The following is a 19,548-nucleotide window of genomic DNA, read 5'->3' as shown; positions in this document are numbered from 1 at the left end:
GGCCGGAAATGGAGGAGTGACGGGATGCCGATCAGCCCGTACACGAGGGAACGCCTGGCGCAGGCGGCCGAGGCGTCGCGCACGCTGACGGAAGCGCTGGAGCGGCTGGGGGTGGACCCAAAGAGCGGCTCGCGCCGGTACCTGCACGACCGCATGCGGAAGCTGGGCGTGGACGTCTCGCACTTCGAGCCGGAGGGGGCGAAGTGGACGAGGGAGATCCTGGCGGAGGCCGTCGCCGCCTCGACGACGATGTGTGAGGTGCTCCGGCGGCTCGGGCTTGAAGTCGTCGGCGGCCACCACACCCACATCACTCGCCGCGTGAAGACCTTCGGCATAGACACGTCCCACTTCAAGCTGCCGTCACCGGCGGGCCGCCCCAAGGTCCGGCGGACGCCGGAGGCGATCCTCGTCATGCACGACGGGCCTCGCGCCCGCCGCGTACAGGGCGAACGGCTGAAGAGGGCACTCGCATCACTGGGCACCCCGGAACAGTGCCGACTGTGCGGCATCGCACCCACCTGGCAGGGATATCCGCTGCCGCTGGAGGTCGACCACATCGACGGCGACTGGCGCAACAACCGCCCCGAGAACCTGCGGCCCCTGTGTCCCAATTGCCACTCGACCACGGACACGTACCGCGGCCGGGCGAAGGGGCGCCAATGAGCACGGGCAACCGCTACACCCGTGAAGTCCTGGCCGAGGCCGCGGCGAGGTGCAATGACATCAACGAGGTCATCGCCCACCTCTGAACCGAGCCCTACGGGCAGCTCGCGCGCTACTTGATGAGGCGCTTCGCGCACCACCGGATCGACGTCTCACACTTCGCGCCCACCCGCGGGCGCGGCAGGCCGACCCGCGATGAACTCCAGGGCGCGGTGGCCCAGTCGTGCAGCATCGCCGAGACGCTGCGACGCCTCGGGCATCCCGACACCAGTGGCCGACGTGCGGCGCTCCGTCAGTGGACGACCGACTACGGCATCCCCACGGCACACTTCCTCGGTCAGGCACACCAACGCGGCAGGGTCGGGCCCACGCCGGTCAAGGCCGCGGCAGAAATCCTCGTCAAGCACGACGGGAAGCGGCGCTCCGGAACCCACCTCCTGCGGCGCGCTCTGCGCGAGATCGGCGTCCCGGAGTGCTGCGACATGTGCGGAACGCCTCCGGACCGGCTCGGACGGCCGATGACGCTGGAGGTCGACCACATCAACGGCGACTGGAGCGACGACCGGGCGGAAAACCTCCGGCTCCTGTGCCCCAACTGCCATGCGGTCACTGACACGTGGTGCAGGACACGTCACCGCAAGGCGGTCGCCCCTCGGACCTCAACGGTCGTAGACTGACCGGAGCCAAACTGGCCCAATGTCTGAATTGGGCCAAAATAGGCGGCCGTGGTGGAATTGGCCTACACGCAACTTTTAGGTAGTTGTGGGAGTAATCCCTTGAGGGTTCGAGTCCCTCCGGCCGCACCGATACGACGGCCCTGTACGCAGCAGTTGCGTACAGGGCCGTCGGCGTGTCCGGGCTCAGCCCAGCAGGGCGCGGACGAAGGGGATCAGGGCGCGGAAGGCCTGGCCTCGGTGGGAGATGGCGTTCTTTTCCGACGGGGTCAGTTCCGCGCAGGTGCGGGACTCGCCCAGGGGCTGGAGGATCGGGTCGTAGCCGAAGCCGCCCGTGCCGGAAGGGGTGTGGCGCAGGGTGCCCAGGAGGCGGCCCTCGACCACGCGTTCGGTGCCGTCCGGGAGGGCCAGGGCGGCGGCGCAGAAGAAGTGGGCGCCGCGGTGCTCGTCGGCGATGTCGCCGAGCTGGGCCAGGAGCAGGTCCAGGTTGGCCTTGTCGTCGCCGTGCGCGCCGGCCCAGCGGGCCGAGAAGATGCCCGGGGCGCCGTTCAGGACGTCCACGCACAGGCCGGAGTCGTCGGCGACCGCGGGGAGGCCGGTGGCCTGGGCCAGGGCGTGGGCCTTGAGGAGGGCGTTCTCGGCGAAGGTGACGCCGGTTTCCTTGACGTCCGGGATCTCCGGGTACGCGTCCGCGCCGACCAGCTCGTGCGGCAGGCCGGCGTCGGACAGGATGGCGCGGAGTTCGGAGACCTTGCCCGCGTTGCGGGTGGCCAGGATCAGACGGGGCGGCATGGAGGGCGTGGAGGGCGTGGAGGTCATGTGCCTCATTATTTCCGGCCCGCCGGATCGCACGGCCCGTCAGGCCCCGCCCGGCTCGCCGGCCCCACCTGCCCCGCCCGGTCTCGTCAGCCCGGGGTGCAGACCTTGGAGATCTCGCTCGCCGCGTCCGCGACCGGCTGGATGTCCGGGACGGTGTTGCCGCTCTCGATGGAGGTGCGGACGTTCTTGACCGCGGTGTTCATCGAGTCGATGGCCTTGCCCAGGTCGGCGTTGTTCGTCTGGTCGCCGATCTTCTTGAGGTTCGCGTCGATCTCGTCGAGGGCCTTCTGGGCCTCCTGGGGGCTGTTGCCCGCCTGGGAGACGGCCTGCTGGAGGTCGTTCGCGCCGTCGGTGATGGCCACTGCCGTGCTCGCGCAGTCCATCGCCGTGGAGATCGCGTCGCAGGCGGTAAGGGCCGGGACGGTCAGGACGGCTGCCACGGCTACGGCCGCTATGCGGAGCTTCATGCGGTTCTCCCCCGGTGGGCTCGGATGTGCAGGTGCATGGATGGTACGTACGTACATACATGCGTGCAGACGTACACGGCGGATGACATGTACGCGGACGGGCGCACGGCTGTGACGCCGTGCGCCCGTGTCTGCGTAGACGCCGGGCCGGGCCCGGCGGTTGCCGCCTACAGTTCGAGCGCGCCCAGCTGGATGGCTTCCAGGTCCGCGCAGCCGCCGGCCGCGAGGTCGAGGAGGGCGTTCAGTTCCTTGCGGTCGAAGGGCTCGCCCTCGGCGGTGCCCTGGACCTCGACGAAGCGGCCGTCGCCGGTGCAGACCACGTTCATGTCGGTCTCGGCGCGCACGTCCTCCTCGTAGCAGAGGTCGAGGAGCGGGACGCCGTCGACGATGCCGACGCTGACGGCGGCGACGGTGCCGGTGAGCGGCTTGCGGCCGGCCTTGACGAGCTTCTTCTTCTGGCCCCAGGAGACGGCGTCGGCGAGGGCGACGTAGGCGCCGGTGATGGCGGCGGTGCGGGTGCCGCCGTCGGCCTGGAGGACGTCGCAGTCCAGGACGATGGTGTTCTCGCCGAGGGCCTTGTAGTCGATGACGGCGCGCAGCGAGCGGCCGATGAGGCGGGAGATCTCGTGGGTGCGGCCGCCGATCTTGCCGCGTACGGATTCGCGGTCGCCGCGGGTGTTGGTGGAGCGGGGCAGCATCGAGTACTCGGAGGTGACCCAGCCTTCGCCGCTGCCCTTGCGCCAGCGCGGGACGCCTTCGGTGAAGGAGGCGGTGCAGAAGACCTTGGTGTCTCCGAAGGAGATGAGGACGGAGCCCTCGGCGTGCTTGCTCCATCCGCGTTCGATGGTGACCGGGCGGAGCTGTTCGGGCGTACGGCCGTCGATGCGAGACATGGCTCCGAGCCTAGCCGCTGCCGGGGAACGCGAAGACCCCGTCCGGGTGGTTCCGGGACGGGGTCCGTCGTGCTGCGGGCGCGGGGCCGGACTAGGGGGTCCGGGTCACATCATGTCTTCGATGTCGGCGGCGATCGGGTCGGCGTCGGTGCCGATGACGACCTGGATCGCGGTGCCCATCTTGACGACGCCGTGGGCGCCGGCTGCCTTGAGTGCGGCCTCGTCCACGAGGGACGGGTCGATGACCTCGGTGCGCAGGCGGGTGATGCAGCCCTCGACCTCTTCGATGTTCTCGATGCCGCCGAGCCCGGCGACGATCTTCTCAGCCTTGGTGGCCATGTGCTTCTCCCTGAGTGTTTCGAAGAACGAGTCTCGACGGCCGGGTTGTGGGTGCCCACCTGCACGGACCGCTTTGTCACGGTAACGCACGGTTGGCCCATCTATGCGGGCGCATGACCGGTGGCTGCCGAATGATGACGATCAGCAGCAACCTGCCCACAACTGGTCTACACCAGTGTGCCGTAAGTGTTGCGGCAGCCAAAAACGGGCCGGTCAGGGAGGACGCCGATGACCGCGAGCATGTCCAAAGCAGTGCCACGACCGCCGTGGCGGAACCGCCTGTTCCAGGGGCTGCAGAAGATGGGTCGCAGCCTGCAGCTGCCGATCGCCGTACTGCCCGCGGCAGGCATCCTGTTGCGGCTGGGGCAGCCGGACGTCTTCGGCGAGGACGGCCTCAACTGGACGGACGTGGCGAAGGTGATGGCGGGCGCGGGCGGGGCGCTGCTCGACGCCGACCTGGGCCTGCCGCTCCTCTTCTGCATCGGCGTCGCGATCGGCATGGCGAAGAAGGCGGACGGTTCGACCGCCCTCGCGGCGGTGGCGGGCTTCCTCGTCTACCGGGGGGTGCTGCACGCGTTCCAGAAGGCCTGCCCGGCGGGGACCAAGGACATCGGGGGCGGCTGCCTGGGGCCGGACGACACCTTCGTGGCGTACACGTACCAGAACCCGGGCGTCTTCGGCGGCATCATCATGGGGCTGCTGGCGGCCTGGTTCTGGCAGCGCTACCACCGGGTGAAGCTGGTGGACTGGCTCGGCTTCTTCAACGGCCGCCGGCTGGTCCCGATCATCATGTCCTTCGTCGCGATCGCGTTCGCCGCGCTGTGCCTGTGGGTCTGGCCGCCGGTGGGTGACGCGCTGGAGAGTTTCTCCGACTGGCTGAGCGGGCTGGGTTCGTGGGGCGGCGGCATCTTCGGTGTGGCGAACCGCGCGCTGCTGGTGATCGGTCTGCACCAGTTCCTCAACGTGCCGGTCTGGTTCCAGTTCGGGTCGTACACGACGCCGGAGGGCAAGACGTTCCACGGCGACATCAACATGTTCCTGAACGGCGACCCGAATGCGGGCCTGTTCCTGTCCGGCTTCTTCCCGATCATGATGTTCGCGCTGCCAGCGGCGGCGCTGGCGATCACGCACTGCGCGAAGCCGCAGCGGCGTGCGGAGGTCGGCGGCCTGATGCTGTCGGTGGCCCTGACGTCGTTCGTCACGGGCATCACCGAGCCGCTGGAGTACTCGTTCCTGTTCGTGGCGCCGGCGCTGTACGCGGTGCACGCGGTGCTGACGGGCGTGTCGATGGCGGTGACCTGGGCGTTGGGCGTCCACGACGGGTTCAGTTTCTCGGCGGGCCTGATCGACTACGTCATCAACTGGAAGCTGGCGACGAAGCCCTGGCTGATCATTCCGATCGGACTGTGCTTCGCGCTCGTCTACTACGTGGTGTTCCGTTTCGCGATCACGAAGTTCAACATCCCGACGCCGGGCCGGGAGTCGGACGAGGAGATCGCGGCGATGGAGGCGGACAACACCAAGGTGTAACCGGTGTGGTGCGCAGGGCCGTTGGGCCCGCCCGTCGAAGGCCCTCGGATCCGGGATCCGAGGGCCTTCGGCCCGTCCCGGGATCCGGGGGCCGGGCCGTTCCGGCGGCGGGGGCCGCGTGTGGCGTAGACCACAGGAAATCGAAGGTTCCTTATCTAACCCTCACCGTGCTACAACTGGTCTACACCAGAATTGGTGTAGACCACGCAGGCCTGTCTGAGCCCGCGTACCCCCCAAATCTGAGACGTCGCCGTCCCCCGTTTCCCTCTGGCGTCGCCTTGCCCACTGGAGGAAGTTGTGTCCACGGCTACCGCCCCCGCGGCGGAAAAGAAGAAGGGCGCTGGCGTGATGGCCGTCATGCAGCGCATCGGCCGGAGCCTCATGCTCCCCGTTGCCGTGCTGCCTGCCGGCGCGCTCCTGCTCCGCCTGGGCGCGGACGACATGCTCGGCGACAAGGACGTCTTCCCGACGTTCGTCCTCAAGATCGCCGGTTACATGGCCGCCGGCGGTGGCGCGATCCTCGACAACATGGCGCTGCTGTTCGCCGTCGGCATCGCGATCGGCTTCGCCAAGAAGTCGGACGGCTCCACCGCCCTGGCCGCCGTCACCGGTTACCTGGTCTTCCAGAAGGTGCTCGCCACCTTCACGGACAGCAACCTGCCTCAGAAGGCCACGGTCGCCGGCGGCAAGATTGTCATGGTGGACGCCCCGGTCAACGCCGGTGTGCTCGGCGGTGTCGTGATGGGTGTCATCGCGGCCCTGCTCTACCAGAAGTTCTACCGGACCAAGCTGCCGGACTGGGCGGGCTTCTTCGGCGGCCGCCGTCTCGTCCCGATCCTCGCCGCCCTCGCGGGTCTGGTCACGGGCATCGTCTTCGGTCTCATCTGGCCGGTCCTCGGATCGGGTCTGCACGGCCTCGGTGAGTGGCTGACCGGATCCGGCGCCGTCGGCGCGGGCATCTTCGGCATCGCCAACCGTGCGCTCATCCCGATCGGCATGCACCACCTGCTGAACTCCTTCCCGTGGTTCCAGGCCGGCTCGTTCGACACCCCCGACGGCGCCGTCCACGGCGACATCGGCCGCTTCCTCGCCGGTGACCCGACCGCCGGACAGTTCATGACCGGCTTCTTCCCGATCATGATGTTCGCCCTCCCGGCGGCCTGCCTCGCGATCGTCCACTGCGCCCGCCCCGAGCGCCGCAAGGTCGTCGGCGGCATGATGTTCTCCCTCGCGCTCACCTCGTTCGTCACCGGTGTGACCGAGCCGATCGAGTTCACCTTCATGTTCATCGCCCCGGTGCTGTACGCGATCCACGCGGTGCTGACCGGTGTCTCCATGGCCCTCACCTGGGCCCTGGGCATGCGCGACGGCTTCGGCTTCTCGGCCGGCCTCGTCGACTTCCTGCTGAACCTGGGCATCGCGGAGAAGCCGTGGATGCTGGCGGGCGTCGGCCTCTGCTTCGCGGCGGTCTACTACGTCGTCTTCCGCTTCGCGATCACCAAGTTCAACCTCCCGACGCCGGGCCGCGAGTCCGACGAGGAGCTCGCCGAGCTGGTGAAGGCCGAGGCCAAGTAGGCAGCCCCGTACCACTGCGAAGCCCCCGCTCTCCCGAAAGGGAGGGCGGGGGCTTCGTGCTGCTGCGGGGGCCGGCGCCGGGGCCGGGACCGTCAGATCTCGTAGACGGCGCCCGGGTGCGCCAGGTCCACGCGGCCGTCGTAGACCGCGCGGGCGTCCGCCAGGTTCTGTCCGGCGTCCGTCCACGGCGGGATGTGGGTGAGGACGAGCCGGCCGACGTTGCCGCCGCGCGCGTACTCGCCGGCCTCGCGGCCGTTCAGGTGGAGGTCCGGGATGTCCTCCTTGCCGTGCGTGAAGGAGGCCTCGCACAGGAAGAGGTCGGTGCCGTCGGCGAGCAGGCCCAGTTCGGGGCAGGCGCCGGTGTCCCCGGAGTAGGTGAGGGAGCGGCCGCCGTGCTCGATGCGGATGCCGTAGGACTCGACGGGGTGGGCGACCCGCTCGGTGCGGACCTGGAAGGGGCCGATCTCAAAGGTTCCGGACTTCAGGGTGCGGAATTCGAAGACCTCGCTCATCGAGCGCTCGTCGGGGACGTCGTCGTAGGCCGTGGTCAGGCGCTTCTCGGTGCCCTCGGGCCCGAAGACGGGGATGGTGCCGCAGCGGCCGCCCTCGTGCCGGTAGAAGCGGGCGACGAAGTACGCGCACATGTCGATGCAGTGATCGGCGTGCAGATGGCTCAGGAAGATCGCGTCGAGGTCGTAGAGGCCGATGTGGCGCTGGAGATCGCCGAGGGCGCCGTTGCCCATGTCGAGGAGCAGCCGGAAGCCGTCGGCCTCGACGAGGTAGCTCGAACAGGCCGATTCCGCGGACGGGAACGACCCCGAACAGCCGACGACGGTGAGCTTCATGGAGCGTGAACCTCCGTGGACGGTCCGTGGACGGAATGCGGGCCGTGCGTGCGTCGAGCGTAAGGCGCGAAAGGTCCGGTCGCTCCTCCGCGGCAGGCCGTTGTGGGGGGAATCACCTGCGCTGTCACCCGGGGGAGCGACGGTGGGCACGGACGTTGCCGTGCCGGGGCCTTCCCGCACGGCTACGGTCGAAACATGGACACGTCCTGGTGGCTCGCGGTGGCCGCGGTCGTGGCCCTGGCATTGGTGATGCTGATCGCCGGGGGGCGGCTGGGGCTCCCCCGTCGGGCTCCGCCGGCGCACGGCAGCGGCCCGCCGCCGCATCCGCGGGCGGGCGAGCTGTGGGGCCTGGCCGACGGCCGGACCTGCCTGGTCCTCGCGGTGGGCCCGGTACGGAGCCATCGGGCGCGGGTCGCGTGGATCACCGGGAAGTACGACGACCGGCGCGCCGGGGTGATTCCGCTGCCCCCGGGGACGGTGGGGGTCCAGGGCCGGGCGAGCTTCCTGGAGGCGGACCGGCCGGCCGAGGTGTCGCTGTGGGAGTTCCGGACCCGGATGGGGGTGCTGGACCCGGCGGTGTGGGACGAGGTCAAGGGACTGGGAGGCGGAGGGTGATGGCGGCGAAGCCGGTGGTGCGCGGGGTCCGCGTGCGGCGTGTGTACGACCCGCCGGAGCCGGGGGCGGACGGGGTCCGGGTCCTCGTGGACCGGCTGTGGCCGCGGGGGCTGGCGAAGGCGGCGGCGGGGGTGGACGAGTGGCCGAAGGCGGTCACCCCGTCCACGGAGCTGCGCAAGTGGTTCCACGACGGGGGGTCGGCCGAGGAGTTCCGGGCGCGGTACGAGGCGGAGCTGGCGGAGCCGGGGGCGGTGGTGGAGCTGGAGCGGCTGCGGGGCCTTGTGGCGGCGGGGCCGGTGACGCTCCTGACCGCGGTCAAGGACCCGGCGTCCAGCCATGCGGCCGTGCTCGCGGAGCTGCTGTCGGCCTGACCGGGCTCCGCCGGGCCCGGTCCTCAAGCGCCGGACGGGCTGGAATGGTCCGGCGCCGGTCACGACACGGCGCTCCGCGCCCGCGCCTCAAACGCCGGCGGGGCTGGAATTGCGCTTCGCGCGTCCAGCCCCGACCGGATACAAGGCGGCGCCGGCACATCCAGCCCCGCCAGGGGGCACCTCCCAGCGGTAGCTGGGGGAGTTTGAGGCGCGGGGGTCTGGGGGCGGAGCCCCCAGGAGCGGCGGCCCGCCCGGGCCGGACGGGCAACCCCGCCGGGCAACCCCGCAGGGGCTACGCCCAGAGTTGGCCCTGGAGGACCTCGATGGCCTCTTCGGTGGTGGCGGCCGTGTAGACGCCCGTCGAGAGGTACTTCCAGCCGCCGTCGGCCACGACGAAGACGATGTCCGCCGTCTCGCCCGCGGCCACCGCCTTGCGGCCGACGCCGATCGCCGCGTGCAGGGCGGCTCCCGTGGAAACGCCCGCGAAGATCCCCTCCTGCTGCAGCAGCTCCCGCGTGCGGGTGACCGCGTCCGCCGAGCCCACCGAGAAGCGGGTGGTGAGGACGGAGGCGTCGTAGAGCTCCGGGACGAAGCCCTCGTCCAGGTTGCGCAGCCCGTACACGAGGTCGTCGTAGCGCGGCTCGGCCGCGACGATCTTCACTCCGGGCACGTGCTCGCGCAGGTAGCGGCCGACGCCCATCAGGGTGCCGGTGGTGCCCAGGCCCGCCACGAAGTGGGTGATCGAGGGGAGGTCGGCGAGGATCTCCGGGCCCGTGGTGGCGTAGTGGGCGCCCGCGTTGTCCGGGTTGCCGTACTGGTAGAGCATCACCCAGTCCGGGTGCTCCGCGGCCAGTTCCTTGGCCACCCGGACGGCGGTGTTCGAGCCGCCGGCGGCCGGCGACGAGATGATCTCGGCTCCCCACATCGCCAGCAGGTCGCGCCGCTCCTGGCTGGTGTTCTCCGGCATCACGCACACGATGCGGTAGCCCTTGAGCTTGGCCGCCATCGCCAGCGAGATGCCGGTGTTGCCCGAGGTGGGCTCCAGGATGGTGCAGCCGGGCTGGAGCCGGCCGTCCTTCTCGGCCTGCTCGACCATGTGGAGCGCGGGGCGGTCCTTGATCGAGCCGGTCGGGTTGCGGTCCTCCAGCTTCGCCCAGATGCGGACGTCGTCCGAGGGCGAGAGCCGGGGCAGGCGGACCAGCGGCGTGTTGCCGACCGCGGCCAGCGGGGAGTCGTAACGCATTACTTCGATCCGCCGGCCACGGCCGGGAGGATGGTGACGCTGTCGCCGTCCTTGAGCTCGGTGGAGATGCCGGCGAGGAAGCGGACGTCCTCGTCGTTGAGGTAGACGTTCACGAAGCGGCGCAGCTCGCCGCCCTTGGCCTCGTCGATGATGCGCTCCTGGATGCCCTTGTGGCGGGTCTCCAGGTCGGCGAAGAGGTCGGCGAGGGTCGCGCCCTCACCGGTGACGGCCTTCTCGCCTTCGGTGTAGGTGCGGAGGATGGTGGGGATGCGGACCTCGATGGCCATGGCTGGGCTCCAGTCGTCAGGGCGTGGGCAGGGGGTGCGTGGGACACGGGCGCGCGGTTCTCGGCCCCCGCGCGCGAGGGCTCTGGTGCTCAGGCGGCAGTACAGATGGCGCTGGCGAGGCGGCACAGGTCGACGTGCAGCCGCGCCACGAGCAGCAGCCTGCCGGGCGTCTCGATGCTCACGTCGTGGGAAACCATGCGGTCATGTTAACGATTCCCGGTCCCCGCTTTGGAGTGTGATCCCGCATCGTGGACGCAGACTGCTCACATGATGGTCAGTAGGCCTCGACGACCCGTACTTCTTCCTCGGTGATCACGCCGTCGACGATCCGGTACGAGCGGAACTGGAACTCCCCGAGGCCGTCCTTGTCCGCCGTGGAGACGAGGACGTAGTGCGCGCCGGGCTCGTTCGCGTACGTGACGTCCGTGCGCGAGGGGTAGGCCTCGGTCGCGGTGTGCGAGTGGTAGACGATCACCGGGTCCTCGTCGCGGTCGTCCAGCTCGCGGTAGAGCTTGAGCAGATCCTTCGAGTCGAACTCGTAGAACGTGGGCGAGCGGGCCGCGTTGAGCATCGGGATGAACCGCTCGGGGCGGTCGGTGCCCGCCGGGCCGGCCACGACGCCGCACGCCTCGTCGGGGTGGTCCTGGCGGGCGTGCCCGACGATCTGGTCGTACAGGGCCTGGGTGAGGGTCAGCATGAGCGACAGGATAAGCAGACGGGCCCCCGCGTACCGAGGAGTGGTACGCGGGGGCCCGGATGCTGGACAGGGGGTCCGTGGCGTCAGACGTCCACGCTCAGCGAGACCTTCACGGAGGTGCCGCCGCCCTGGCCGCGGCGCTGGGAGAACAGGTAGGCCAGACCCAGGATCAGGCCCCACAGCGGGGCGCAGTACAGCGAGACGCGGGCGTCCTTGTCGGCGCCCATCATCACGATGACCATGCCGATGAAGGCCAGGGCGAACCAGCTCGTGTACGGGGCTCCGGGGGCGCGGAACGCGGACCCGGGCAGCTCGCCGCGGTCGGCCTTGGCCCGGTAGCGGATCTGGCAGACCAGGATCATGATCCAGGCCCACATGCCGGAGATGGTGGCGAAGGAGACGACGTAGTCGAAGGCCTTGCCGGGGGCCACGTAGTTGATCCAGACGCCCACCAGCATCAGCGAGGCCGAGAAGGTGGTGCCGACGAGCGGGGTGCCGTTCTTCGTGAGCTTGGTGAAGAACTTGGGGCCCTGGCCGTTGAGCGCGAGGTCGCGCAGCATGCGGCCGGTGGAGTACATGCCCGAGTTGCAGGAGGACAGGGCGGCGGTCAGCACGACGAAGTTGACGATGGCCGCGCCGATGCCGAGGCCCATGCGCTCGAAGGCGGCGACGAAGGGCGAGACGCCCGGCTGGAAGTGCGTCCACGGGACGACCGACAGGATCATGATGAGCGCGCCGACGTAGAAGACGGCGATGCGCCACGGCACGGTGTTGATGGCCTTGGGCAGGGTCTTCTCGGGGTCCTTGGACTCGCCGGCGGTGACGCCGACCAGCTCGACCGCGAGGAAGGCGAACATCACGATCTGCAGGGTCATCAGCGTGCCGCCGATGCCCTTGGGGAAGAAGCCGCCGTCGTTCCACAGGTTGCTGACGGTGGCGGTGTCCGCCGCGTCGGAGAAGCCGATGGTGAGGATGCCGGCGCAGATCAGGATCATGCCGACGATGGCGGTGACCTTGACCATGGAGAACCAGAACTCCAGCTCACCGAAGAGCTTCACGGAGATCAGGTTGGCGGCGTAGAGGATGACCGTGAAGATCAGCGCGTAGGCCCATTGCGGGAAGCTGTCGTGGGTCCAGTACGACATGTACTGCGCGGCCGCGGTGACCTCGGTGATGCCGGTGACCACCCAGAACAGCCAGTACGTCCAGCCGGTCACGTATCCCCAGAACGGGCCCAGGAACTCGCGGGCGTAGTCCGAGAAGGAGCCGGCGACGGGGCGGTACATGAGCAGCTCGCCCAGGGCCCGCATGATGAAGAAGATGACCAGGCCCGCGATCGCGTAGGCCAGGATCAGGCTCGGCCCGGCCTTGGAGATCGCCTTGCCGGCGCCCAGGAAGAGGCCGGTGCCGATGGCTCCGCCGATGGCGATCATCTGGATCTGACGGGCCCCGAGGGTGCGGTGGTACCCCTCGCCGCCCTCGTCCCCGGTGCCCTCACCGGGCGTCTTGCCGTGCTGCTCGACCTGCACTGAGGTCATGTCTGGTGCGCCTTTCTCCACGCCGACCCGCGCCTCGACTGGCTGCGGATCGGGTCCTCGATCCCCCCGGATACGGATGGAGTTGCACGCCGGCGGTCAGCCGGTCCAGCGAGCCGGGGGACAGGGGTGGCGCCCCTCCGGCAGTCGTGAAGATTTATCACGCGCTTACGGCTGTCCGAGGGGGAGAAATGTGGCGTGGGGCACCAAAATTTCTGGACAAAGATCACCGAAAGGATCAGATCACCGCATGACGGTGATCTGATCGTTATCCGGATTTGAGCGTCCGCTGAGCGAACACCGTTCCCTCTTGAGGATTCTCAGAGGGTTTCGATCAAGGTTTCCTGGAGGCCGCCGAGCCAGAGGTACGCCATCACCATCGGCTTGCGCGGGTCGTCGTCCGGCAGCCGGAACAGCACCGCGCTCTCGTCGTCCTCGGTGATGTCGAGGCGGGCCGCGATGGTCAGGCGCAGGTCGTTGAGCGCGCCGAGCCAGCGCAGCGGCAGCTCCCCGGTCAGCTCCAGCACCGCCGCGCCGTCGCCGGCCGGGGTGAGCCCGTCCAGGCTGCGTACGACGGCCAGCGCGTCCTCGCGCTTGCGGGTGCGCAGGTCGGTCTCGGTGAAGCGGCGGAACTCCGCCGAGCGGGCGCGCAGCTCCTCCGGGTCCTCCTTCTCCCCCGGGCCGTCCGGGCCTCCGTAGGCGTCGGGGAAGAGCCGGGCGAGCGCCGGGTCGGACGGGGGTTCGGAGGGGCCCTCGGCGAACAGCGCGGCGAGCGGGTCGGCGTCCTCGGCGGGCTCCCCGGCGCCGGGGCCGATCAGCTCCAGCAGCTGGACGGCCAGGGAGCGCAGGATGGAGATCTCGATCTCGTCCAGCGCGATGGCGGCGCCGCCGCCCTCCAGGGGCTCGAACGTGCCGCCCATCAGTTGCGGTCCTGCGAAAGGGTCGCCCACAGGCCGTAGCCGTGCATGGCCTGCACGTCGCGCTCCATTTCCTCGCGGGTGCCGCTGGACACGACGGCCCGCCCCTTGTGATGGACGTCGAGCATCAGCTTGTGCGCCACGTCCTTCGAGTATCCGAAGTACGCCTGGAACACGTACGCCACGTAGCTCATGAGGTTGACCGGGTCGTTGTGCACCAGGGTCACCCAGGGGACGTCGGGTTCGGGGACCGCGAAGGTCTCTTCGGCCGATTCGGTGCGTTCGATCTCAATGGGAGCAACACTCACTCGTCCCATGCTGCCACCGTGACGGGCCCGTTGCATAAACGGGCCCTACATCTCGTCACTCTGACGAGATGTGCGCTAGCATCCGTGACATGAACCCTGCGGACCTGGGCCTGCCGGTGGACGTCCCGTCGACAGCGCTCTTCACGGACCATTACGAGCTCACGATGCTGCAGGCCGCCCTGGCCAACGGCACCGCCGACCGCCGCTCGGTCTTCGAGGTGTTCACCCGGCGGCTGCCCGAGGGACGCCGATACGGCGTGGTGGCGGGAACCGGCCGGGTGCTCGACGCGGTGGAGAACTTCCGCTTCGACGGCGCCGTGGTGGAGTTCCTGCGCGAGCGCGCCGTCGTCGACATGCGGACCCTGGACTGGCTGGCCTCGTACCGCTTCTCCGGCGACATCTGGGGCTACCCGGAGGGGGAGGTCTACTTCCCCGGGTCGCCGATCCTGCGGGTCGAGGGCAGCTTCGCCGAGTGCGTGCTGCTGGAGACGGTGATCCTCTCGATCCTGAACCACGACTCGGCGATCGCGGCGGCCGCCTCCCGGATGTCCTCGGCGGCGGGCGGGCGCCCGCTGATCGAGATGGGCGCGCGGCGCACGCACGAGCTGGCGGCCGTCGCCTCGGCGCGGGCCGCGTACGTCGGCGGCTTCGCCTCGACCTCGGACCTGGCGGCCGGATTCCGGTACGGCATCCCGACCGTCGGCACGAGCGCCCACGCCTTCACGCTGGTGCACGACAGCGAGCGGGACGCCTTCACCGCGCAGGTGGCCTCGCTGGGGCGGGGCACCACCCTGCTGGTGGACACCTACGACGTCGCCGAGGCGGTCCGCACGGCCGTCGAGGTGGCGGGCACCGACCTGGGCGCGGTCCGGATCGACTCCGGGGACCTGCTGCTGGTGGCCCACCGGGTGCGGCAGCAGCTCGACGAGCTGGGGGCGACGGCGACGAAGATCGTGGTCACCTCGGACCTGGACGAGTACGCCATCGCCTCGCTGGCGGCGGCTCCGGTGGACGCGTACGGCGTGGGCACGCAGCTGGTGACGGGCAGCGGGCACCCGACGTGCTCGATGGTCTACAAGCTGGTCGCGCGGGCCGTCTCGGCGGATCCCAAGGCGGTACTGGCGCCGGTGGCGAAGAGGTCCACGGGCGGGAAGACCTCGATCGGCGGCCGCAAGTGGGCGGCGCGGCGGCGGGACGCCGACGGGGCGGCGGAGGCGGAGGTGATCGGCGTGGGGCCCGTTCCCTCGGCCCTGGCGGACTCGCAGCTGCTGACCCAGCTGGTCAAGGCCGGCGAGGTCGTCGCCCGCGAGCCGCTCGAGGCGGCGCGCGACCGGCACCGGGCCGCGCTGGCGGGGCTGCCGCTGTCGGCGTCGCAGCTGTCGCGGGGCGAGGCCGTGATCCCGACGGAGTACGTGTAGCCCTGCGGCGCCGTTGCGGGGGCTCCGCCCCCGAACCCCCGCGCCTCAATCGCCGGCGGGGCTTGATTCGGGCGGGGCGGGGGAAGAGCCCCCGCAGGGCCCCGCCGCCGCACATGCCACACCGAGCCGAAGGGCAACGTCATGCACCGCGCACTGATCGTCGTCGACGTACAGAACGACTTCTGCGAAGGCGGCAGCCTCGCGGTCGCCGGCGGAGCCGACGTCGCCGCCGCGATCACCGAGCTGATCGGCCAGGCCACGGCCGGCTACCGGCACGTCGTCGCCAGCCGCGACCGCCACATCGACCCCGGGTCGCACTTCGCCCGCCCCCCGGCGAAGCCGGACTACACGACCTCCTGGCCCGTGCACTGCGTCGCCGGCACCGAGGGCGTCGGGTTCCATCCGAACTTCGCTCCCGCCGTCGCCTCCGGAGCCGTTACCGCCGTCTTCGACAAGGGGGCCTACGAGGCCGCGTACAGCGGGTTCGAGGGGGCCAACGAGAACGGCACCCCGCTCACCCAGTGGCTGCGAGAGCAGCGCGTGAGCGAGGTGGACGTCGTCGGGATCGCCACCGACTACTGCGTGCGGGCCACGGCCCTCGACGCCATCCGCGCCGGCTTCTCCACCCGCGTGCTGCTGGACCTGTCGGTCGCCGTGGCCCCCCACACCGCCGCCCGGGCAGTGGAGGAGCTCCGGTCGGCCGGGGTCCGGATCGTCGGCGAGATCCCACGCCAGAGCCCCTGACGGCCCCGGCAGCCGCGCGGCCGTCCAGGCCCCAGTGGCGGCCCGGCAGGGCTACTGGCCCAGCAGGGCCCGGATGGGGTGCCAGAGCTCCTGCGCGCGGTCGGGCGCCCCGCGCCACAGCAGGCCGTCCGGATGGTGCAGGACGGCCGTCACCTCGTCCGGCGTCGGCGGCTGCGCGTTGCCCCGCAGGTACACCGCCCGCATCCCGAGGTTCCGCAGCCTGGTCAGGGCGCGGGCCCGGTTCGCGGCATGCACCAGCACGCGGACATTTCCACCTTCTCCGGACGGCCTCGGCAGTGTGAGCGCCACCACCACACTGCCGCCCGGCAATCTCACGAAACCTCCGCCTGGCATGGCTGTCATCTCCCCCGTCAATAAGACACTCGTACCGCGCATCTAAACGCGATCGGCCGCCGCCCGCTAGAGGGCGACGGCCGATCATGTTTTGACCTGCGGTTTTACCGAATTACTTCTTCGAGGGACCCACCTCGACGGTCATGACTTCACCGTCGTAGGTCTCCTTCAGGATCTTGATCTTGGTGTTGGTGTCAGTGACCTTCACCGATCCGGTCGGGTTCTCGTCGTAGTAGTACTTGCCCTTGTGGTCGTCGAAGACCAGGTTCGTGGGCTTCGGCTTCAGGAACAGCGACTCGCCGTTCTTGTGCAGGGTGAAGGCGTCCGTCGAGTACGCGCTGAAGGTGGCGTCGTACGGCTGGATCTTGTTGCGGAGCAGGGTGCCGTCCGCCCACTTCATGGGCTTGGCGTTGGCGTCGATCGGCAGGATCAGACCCTGGCCCGGGTGGGCGCTGGTGTTGTTGTCCTTCTGGGAGGTGTCCCACTGCCAGATCAGCAGGCCGTCCTGGTACGGGTAGTGCTCGACCCAGTCCGGACGGGTGTTGCCGAAGCCGAAGTTGTACGGGCCGACCTTGAGGGTCTTGTCGTACGAGACGTAGCGACGGTTCTCGGCCAGGTAGTACTGCGCGTACTCCTTGGAGAAGCTGGCGCCGATGCGCGAGAAGCCCTTGCCGGTCCAGCCGTTGTCGCCGTTCTCGGCGCCGTCGGTGAACAGCGGGGAGCCGTCCGCGGTGAGGGTGACGGCGTCGGCCGTGAAGCCCTTGCCGCCCGCGCCGCCGTCCGTCTGGTAGCGGAAGCGGAGGTCGATCTTCTTGCCCGCGTAGGCGTCGAGGGGGAAGTTCAGGTTCTTCCAGGCCTCGGAGACACCGGTCAGCGACGGGCTGCCGGAGGCGTCGGCCGGGAGGGCCGTGCCGTCGGCGGTGCCGGCGAGGGCGGTCCAGTTGGCGCCGCCGTCCGTGGACACCTCGGTGTAGAGGTAGTCGTAGTCGGCCTCGATGTCCCACCAGCCCTTGAGGGACAGTGCGGCGGACGTCTTGCCGGTCAGGTCGACCGAGCGGGTCAGGGTGTTCTTGAGGTCGTCACCCATGTTGCTCCACCACTGGGTGGAACCCTCGGCGGGCGCGACGACCTCGGTCTTGACCTGCTTCTTCGGCAGCTCGACGACGAGCGCCTGCTTGTCCTTGGTGTTGAACGCCGACACGCCCAGCTTGTGGGTGGACTTCGTCGCGGCCTTCGCCGTGTCGTAGTTCAGCCAGCCCAGCTGGAGCTTGTCCCAGGCGGTCATGTCGCCCGGGAGGTCGCCTATGGAGTCCTTGCCGGTGCCGAGCCAGGAGCCGGCCGACATCAGGGACCAGAAGCCGACGCCGTTCTCGCCGCCACCGGAGGTGTCGTAGAGGTCGGGCAGGCCGAGGTCGTGGCCGTACTCGTGCGCGAAGACGCCGAGGCCGCCGTTCTCGGGCTGCATCGTGTAGTCGCCGACCCAGATGCCGGTGTCGCCGATCTGGGTGCCGCCGGCCTTGTTGTTGTCCGGGCCGGTCTTGCCGGCCGCGGTGCCGTAGGCGTACCAGCGGTGCGCCCACAGGGCGTGCGTGCCCTGCACGCCGCCGCCGGCGGACTCGTCCTCGCCCGCGTGGACGATCTGGAAGTGGTCGATGTAGCCGTCGGACTCGTTGAAGTTGCCGTCGGCGTCGAAGTCGTAGCGGTCCCACTGGTCGTACTGGGACAGCTGCGCCTTGATCTGCGCGTCGGTCTTCCCGGCCTTCTTCTGGGCCTCGGTCCAGGCGGCGACGCCGTCCTTGACGGTGTCCCACACGTTGGCGCAGTTGCTCTGGCCGCAGTAGTTGGAGCCGTAACGGCCCTCGTTGTACGGGACCTTGACCCAGTCGGAGACCTCGCCCTCGACCGAGTAACGGCCCGAGGAGGTCTTCTCGTAGTAGGTCTTCAGCGAGTCCTTGCCCTCGCCCGTGGCGAAGTACAGGTCCTGGAAGTACGCGCGGCTGAAGTCCTTGCGCCAGGCGGTGCTGTTGTCCTTGGCGCGGTCCGGCTCGGCGATCGTGTTGTGCAGCGGACCGGGGGTGCCGCCGAACTTCGGAACGGCCGGCTTGGGGCCGGGGCCGTCCGGGTCGAACATGGTCGTGTCGTCGACCTGGTCGCCGAACTCGACGAGAATCGTGAAGATCTTGTCGGTCTTCTCGCGGCCGAGCTCGACGTACTTCTTGTCGTCGAGCTTGACGACCTTGGAGGCGCCACGCTGCTCGACGTCCTTCTTGCCCGTCAGGACCTGCTCCAGGGCGGCCTCGCGCTGCTGCGCCTGCTGCTCGCTGAAGGGACCCTTGAGGTCGTGCTCGACGACCTTGGCAGGAGCGGTCGGGTCCTGCCGGTCGGCTGCGGGGGCGAGGGTCCGGGCGGCGCCCTTGTCCTCCGCCTGGGCCGCGGTGACGCTGAAGAAGGTCGCGCTGGTCGCGCACGCGGCCATGGTCACGGTGACGGCGGCAGCACGCATCGCACGCCGTCTGGCTGAATTGCTGGTCACTTGACGTCGTTCCCCTCCCGCGGCCGCGACGTAGGTCGGAACTTCTCCATAGGAGCGGGGGGTTCCGCGCGGCGCGCGTCTCAAGTGACGACATTTGACCGGAGGGAAGCAAGAAAAGACAGACCTTGACTTGTCCCTTACAACTGCACTATGCGGTCAGGCAGTTCCGGTATCCGGACGTTCTGCTGCCATCCGGGGCGAAGGGCGCTTCCCGGCCGCTCCCCCGGTCCGTCCCGTCCGGATTCGCCCCCTGTCGCGGGCGCGGGAAATGACCCCGTGCGCCCCCCGTGCTCCGGCACCGTGTGTTAGGTCACGCTTACCGGCGGTTCCTCTCGGGCATCTCCCGTCATAGAGTCACTTGACGCGCGACCTGTTGAGCCGACTCCCCCTCCCCTCCCGAGGACGGATACCGCCATGCCGCGTCCGACTGCCGCACAGCTCGCCTACGGGTCCGCCACGGTCATCGTGTCGACGATCGCCATGCTGCTGCTCTCGCAGACGAGCACCGGGCTCGGAGTCGCGGTCATCTCCGCCGCCGCGCTCGCCCTGGGTCTGCTCGTCGCCCTCACGGTGCCCATGCCGAGGCGTCGTGGCCGCCACGCGGCCCGTGCGGGCGCTCCCGCGGCCCCCGCGCCCTCCGCTTCCCACGGGGACGCGACGCCGGCCGCCCAGGTGCCCGAACCCCGGACGGCCACGGCCGAACACCCCGTCCACCACTGAG

The 19,548-nt window shown here is 69.8% G+C and carries 23 protein-coding genes and 1 tRNA gene; 10 read left to right on the top strand and 14 right to left on the bottom strand.

Going from position 1 to position 19,548, the window contains the following annotated elements:
- Positions 1-24 precede the first annotated feature (24 nt).
- The 3 genes from OG534_RS23045 (at position 25) to OG534_RS23035 (ending at position 1,466) form a co-directional block, all read left to right on the top strand.
- Positions 25-663 (top strand): HNH endonuclease signature motif containing protein, encoded by a 639-nt coding sequence (locus OG534_RS23045; protein ID WP_326590331.1) that lies wholly within the window; start codon positions 25-27, stop codon positions 661-663.
- 119 nt (positions 664-782) lie between these two features.
- The gene (locus OG534_RS23040) at positions 783-1,340 is read left to right on the top strand and encodes an HNH endonuclease signature motif containing protein (protein ID WP_326590329.1); all 558 of its coding nucleotides are present in this window, start codon (positions 783-785) and stop codon (positions 1,338-1,340) included.
- Between the two features lie 42 nt (positions 1,341-1,382).
- Positions 1,383-1,466, top strand: a tRNA-Leu gene (locus tag OG534_RS23035).
- Positions 1,467-1,523: 57 nt separating this feature from the next.
- Here OG534_RS23035 and rdgB read toward each other — a convergent pair.
- From rdgB to OG534_RS23015, 4 genes are all read right to left on the bottom strand, one after another.
- On the bottom strand, positions 1,524-2,156 hold the full coding sequence (gene rdgB, locus OG534_RS23030) for an RdgB/HAM1 family non-canonical purine NTP pyrophosphatase (RefSeq protein ID WP_442807133.1): 633 nt from the start codon (positions 2,154-2,156) through the stop codon (positions 1,524-1,526).
- 86 nt (positions 2,157-2,242) lie between these two features.
- Entirely contained in the window at positions 2,243-2,623 is a 381-nt protein-coding gene (locus OG534_RS23025; RefSeq protein ID WP_326590325.1) for a hypothetical protein, read from the bottom strand.
- Between the two features lie 167 nt (positions 2,624-2,790).
- The gene (rph, locus tag OG534_RS23020) at positions 2,791-3,516 is read right to left on the bottom strand and encodes a ribonuclease PH (protein WP_326590324.1); all 726 of its coding nucleotides are present in this window, start codon (positions 3,514-3,516) and stop codon (positions 2,791-2,793) included.
- 105 nt (positions 3,517-3,621) lie between these two features.
- Complete coding sequence (locus OG534_RS23015) at positions 3,622-3,945, bottom strand: PTS glucose/sucrose transporter subunit IIB (RefSeq protein ID WP_326590322.1); 324 nt, start codon at positions 3,943-3,945, stop codon at positions 3,622-3,624.
- A gap of 138 nt (positions 3,946-4,083) precedes the next feature.
- On the opposite strand from OG534_RS23015, the gene OG534_RS23010 reads away from it, so the two are divergent.
- Both OG534_RS23010 and OG534_RS23005 read left to right on the top strand, forming a co-directional pair.
- Entirely contained in the window at positions 4,084-5,385 is a 1,302-nt protein-coding gene (locus OG534_RS23010; protein ID WP_442807132.1) for a PTS transporter subunit EIIC, read from the top strand.
- 348 nt (positions 5,386-5,733) lie between these two features.
- Positions 5,734-6,960 (top strand): PTS transporter subunit EIIC, encoded by a 1,227-nt coding sequence (locus OG534_RS23005; RefSeq protein WP_326593771.1) that lies wholly within the window; start codon positions 5,734-5,736, stop codon positions 6,958-6,960.
- A gap of 92 nt (positions 6,961-7,052) precedes the next feature.
- On the opposite strand, the gene OG534_RS23000 is transcribed toward OG534_RS23005, so the two are convergent.
- Positions 7,053-7,805 carry an MBL fold metallo-hydrolase gene (locus OG534_RS23000; RefSeq protein WP_326590318.1) on the bottom strand — a complete coding sequence of 251 codons (753 nt, stop codon included), beginning with the start codon at positions 7,803-7,805 and terminating at the stop codon, positions 7,053-7,055.
- Between the two features lie 195 nt (positions 7,806-8,000).
- Between OG534_RS23000 and OG534_RS22995 the strand changes: the two genes are divergently transcribed.
- Both OG534_RS22995 and OG534_RS22990 read left to right on the top strand, forming a co-directional pair.
- Positions 8,001-8,420, top strand: a complete 420-nt coding sequence (locus OG534_RS22995) for a hypothetical protein (RefSeq protein ID WP_326590316.1) — start codon at positions 8,001-8,003, stop codon at positions 8,418-8,420.
- On the top strand, positions 8,420-8,791 hold the full coding sequence (locus OG534_RS22990) for a DUF488 domain-containing protein (RefSeq protein WP_326590314.1): 372 nt from the start codon (positions 8,420-8,422) through the stop codon (positions 8,789-8,791). The genes OG534_RS22995 and OG534_RS22990 overlap by 1 nt, the downstream gene beginning before the upstream one ends.
- 292 nt (positions 8,792-9,083) lie before the next feature.
- Here the strand turns inward: OG534_RS22990 and OG534_RS22985 are convergent, their stop codons facing one another.
- From OG534_RS22985 to clpS, 7 genes are all read right to left on the bottom strand, one after another.
- Complete coding sequence (locus OG534_RS22985; protein WP_326590312.1) at positions 9,084-10,034, bottom strand: PLP-dependent cysteine synthase family protein; 951 nt, start codon at positions 10,032-10,034, stop codon at positions 9,084-9,086.
- Complete coding sequence (locus OG534_RS22980; RefSeq protein ID WP_326590310.1) at positions 10,034-10,321, bottom strand: MoaD/ThiS family protein; 288 nt, start codon at positions 10,319-10,321, stop codon at positions 10,034-10,036. Before OG534_RS22980 ends, OG534_RS22985 begins: the two co-directional genes overlap by 1 nt.
- A gap of 89 nt (positions 10,322-10,410) precedes the next feature.
- Entirely contained in the window at positions 10,411-10,518 is a 108-nt protein-coding gene (locus OG534_RS22975; protein ID WP_323182362.1) for a putative leader peptide, read from the bottom strand.
- Between the two features lie 77 nt (positions 10,519-10,595).
- On the bottom strand, positions 10,596-11,018 hold the full coding sequence (locus tag OG534_RS22970; protein WP_326590306.1) for a M67 family metallopeptidase: 423 nt from the start codon (positions 11,016-11,018) through the stop codon (positions 10,596-10,598).
- Positions 11,019-11,101: 83 nt separating this feature from the next.
- Positions 11,102-12,556, bottom strand: coding sequence for an amino acid permease (locus tag OG534_RS22965; RefSeq protein WP_326590304.1), 1,455 nt, complete (start codon positions 12,554-12,556; stop codon positions 11,102-11,104).
- A gap of 317 nt (positions 12,557-12,873) precedes the next feature.
- Positions 12,874-13,473: a DUF2017 domain-containing protein gene (locus OG534_RS22960; RefSeq protein ID WP_326590303.1), complete on the bottom strand. Its 600-nt coding sequence runs from the start codon at positions 13,471-13,473 to the stop codon at positions 12,874-12,876.
- Complete coding sequence (gene clpS, locus OG534_RS22955; protein WP_052030818.1) at positions 13,473-13,787, bottom strand: ATP-dependent Clp protease adapter ClpS; 315 nt, start codon at positions 13,785-13,787, stop codon at positions 13,473-13,475. Before clpS ends, OG534_RS22960 begins: the two co-directional genes overlap by 1 nt.
- Positions 13,788-13,867: 80 nt before the next feature.
- Between clpS and OG534_RS22950 the strand changes: the two genes are divergently transcribed.
- Entirely contained in the window at positions 13,868-15,196 is a 1,329-nt protein-coding gene (locus OG534_RS22950; RefSeq protein WP_326590300.1) for a nicotinate phosphoribosyltransferase, read from the top strand.
- Positions 15,197-15,337: 141 nt separating this feature from the next.
- Positions 15,338-15,940 (top strand): isochorismatase family protein, encoded by a 603-nt coding sequence (locus OG534_RS22945; RefSeq protein ID WP_326590299.1) that lies wholly within the window; start codon positions 15,338-15,340, stop codon positions 15,938-15,940.
- A 51-nt stretch (positions 15,941-15,991) separates the two neighbouring features.
- On the opposite strand, the gene OG534_RS22940 is transcribed toward OG534_RS22945, so the two are convergent.
- Together OG534_RS22940 and OG534_RS22935 are read right to left on the bottom strand one after the other, a co-directional pair.
- Complete coding sequence (locus OG534_RS22940) at positions 15,992-16,294, bottom strand: hypothetical protein (protein ID WP_326590298.1); 303 nt, start codon at positions 16,292-16,294, stop codon at positions 15,992-15,994.
- A 112-nt stretch (positions 16,295-16,406) separates the two neighbouring features.
- Entirely contained in the window at positions 16,407-18,770 is a 2,364-nt protein-coding gene (locus OG534_RS22935) for an immune inhibitor A domain-containing protein (RefSeq protein WP_326593770.1), read from the bottom strand.
- A 471-nt stretch (positions 18,771-19,241) separates the two neighbouring features.
- On the opposite strand from OG534_RS22935, the gene OG534_RS22930 reads away from it, so the two are divergent.
- Complete coding sequence (locus OG534_RS22930; protein ID WP_326590297.1) at positions 19,242-19,547, top strand: hypothetical protein; 306 nt, start codon at positions 19,242-19,244, stop codon at positions 19,545-19,547.
- Position 19,548: the final 1 nt, after the last annotated feature.

The sequence above is a fragment of the Streptomyces sp. NBC_01294 genome, assembly GCF_035917235.1.
Classification (GTDB): Bacteria; Actinomycetota; Actinomycetes; order Streptomycetales; family Streptomycetaceae; genus Streptomyces; species Streptomyces caledonius.
This window is presented reverse-complemented; position numbering and strand designations above follow the sequence as displayed.

What these genes read in the sequence shown, in the direction of transcription:
- OG534_RS23045 (WP_326590331.1), top strand. Translation starts at nt 25, where the DNA reads ATGCCGATCAGCCCGTACACGAGGGAACGCCTGGCGCAGGCGGCCGAG.
- OG534_RS23040 (WP_326590329.1), top strand. Translation starts at nt 783, where the DNA reads ATGAGGCGCTTCGCGCACCACCGGATCGACGTCTCACACTTCGCGCCC.
- rdgB (WP_442807133.1), bottom strand. Translation starts at nt 2,156, where the DNA reads ATGACCTCCACGCCCTCCACGCCCTCCATGCCGCCCCGTCTGATCCTG.
- OG534_RS23025 (WP_326590325.1), bottom strand. Translation starts at nt 2,623, where the DNA reads ATGAAGCTCCGCATAGCGGCCGTAGCCGTGGCAGCCGTCCTGACCGTC.
- rph (WP_326590324.1), bottom strand. Translation starts at nt 3,516, where the DNA reads ATGTCTCGCATCGACGGCCGTACGCCCGAACAGCTCCGCCCGGTCACC.
- OG534_RS23010 (WP_442807132.1), top strand. Translation starts at nt 4,084, where the DNA reads ATGACCGCGAGCATGTCCAAAGCAGTGCCACGACCGCCGTGGCGGAAC.
- OG534_RS23005 (WP_326593771.1), top strand. Translation starts at nt 5,734, where the DNA reads ATGGCCGTCATGCAGCGCATCGGCCGGAGCCTCATGCTCCCCGTTGCC.
- OG534_RS23000 (WP_326590318.1), bottom strand. Translation starts at nt 7,805, where the DNA reads ATGAAGCTCACCGTCGTCGGCTGTTCGGGGTCGTTCCCGTCCGCGGAA.
- OG534_RS22995 (WP_326590316.1), top strand. Translation starts at nt 8,001, where the DNA reads ATGGACACGTCCTGGTGGCTCGCGGTGGCCGCGGTCGTGGCCCTGGCA.
- OG534_RS22990 (WP_326590314.1), top strand. Translation starts at nt 8,420, where the DNA reads ATGGCGGCGAAGCCGGTGGTGCGCGGGGTCCGCGTGCGGCGTGTGTAC.
- OG534_RS22985 (WP_326590312.1), bottom strand. Translation starts at nt 10,034, where the DNA reads ATGCGTTACGACTCCCCGCTGGCCGCGGTCGGCAACACGCCGCTGGTC.
- OG534_RS22980 (WP_326590310.1), bottom strand. Translation starts at nt 10,321, where the DNA reads ATGGCCATCGAGGTCCGCATCCCCACCATCCTCCGCACCTACACCGAA.
- OG534_RS22975 (WP_323182362.1), bottom strand. Translation starts at nt 10,518, where the DNA reads ATGGTTTCCCACGACGTGAGCATCGAGACGCCCGGCAGGCTGCTGCTC.
- OG534_RS22970 (WP_326590306.1), bottom strand. Translation starts at nt 11,018, where the DNA reads ATGCTGACCCTCACCCAGGCCCTGTACGACCAGATCGTCGGGCACGCC.
- OG534_RS22965 (WP_326590304.1), bottom strand. Translation starts at nt 12,556, where the DNA reads ATGACCTCAGTGCAGGTCGAGCAGCACGGCAAGACGCCCGGTGAGGGC.
- OG534_RS22960 (WP_326590303.1), bottom strand. Translation starts at nt 13,473, where the DNA reads ATGGGCGGCACGTTCGAGCCCCTGGAGGGCGGCGGCGCCGCCATCGCG.
- clpS (WP_052030818.1), bottom strand. Translation starts at nt 13,787, where the DNA reads ATGGGACGAGTGAGTGTTGCTCCCATTGAGATCGAACGCACCGAATCG.
- OG534_RS22950 (WP_326590300.1), top strand. Translation starts at nt 13,868, where the DNA reads ATGAACCCTGCGGACCTGGGCCTGCCGGTGGACGTCCCGTCGACAGCG.
- OG534_RS22945 (WP_326590299.1), top strand. Translation starts at nt 15,338, where the DNA reads ATGCACCGCGCACTGATCGTCGTCGACGTACAGAACGACTTCTGCGAA.
- OG534_RS22940 (WP_326590298.1), bottom strand. Translation starts at nt 16,294, where the DNA reads ATGCCAGGCGGAGGTTTCGTGAGATTGCCGGGCGGCAGTGTGGTGGTG.
- OG534_RS22935 (WP_326593770.1), bottom strand. Translation starts at nt 18,770, where the DNA reads ATGGCCGCGTGCGCGACCAGCGCGACCTTCTTCAGCGTCACCGCGGCC.
- OG534_RS22930 (WP_326590297.1), top strand. Translation starts at nt 19,242, where the DNA reads ATGCCGCGTCCGACTGCCGCACAGCTCGCCTACGGGTCCGCCACGGTC.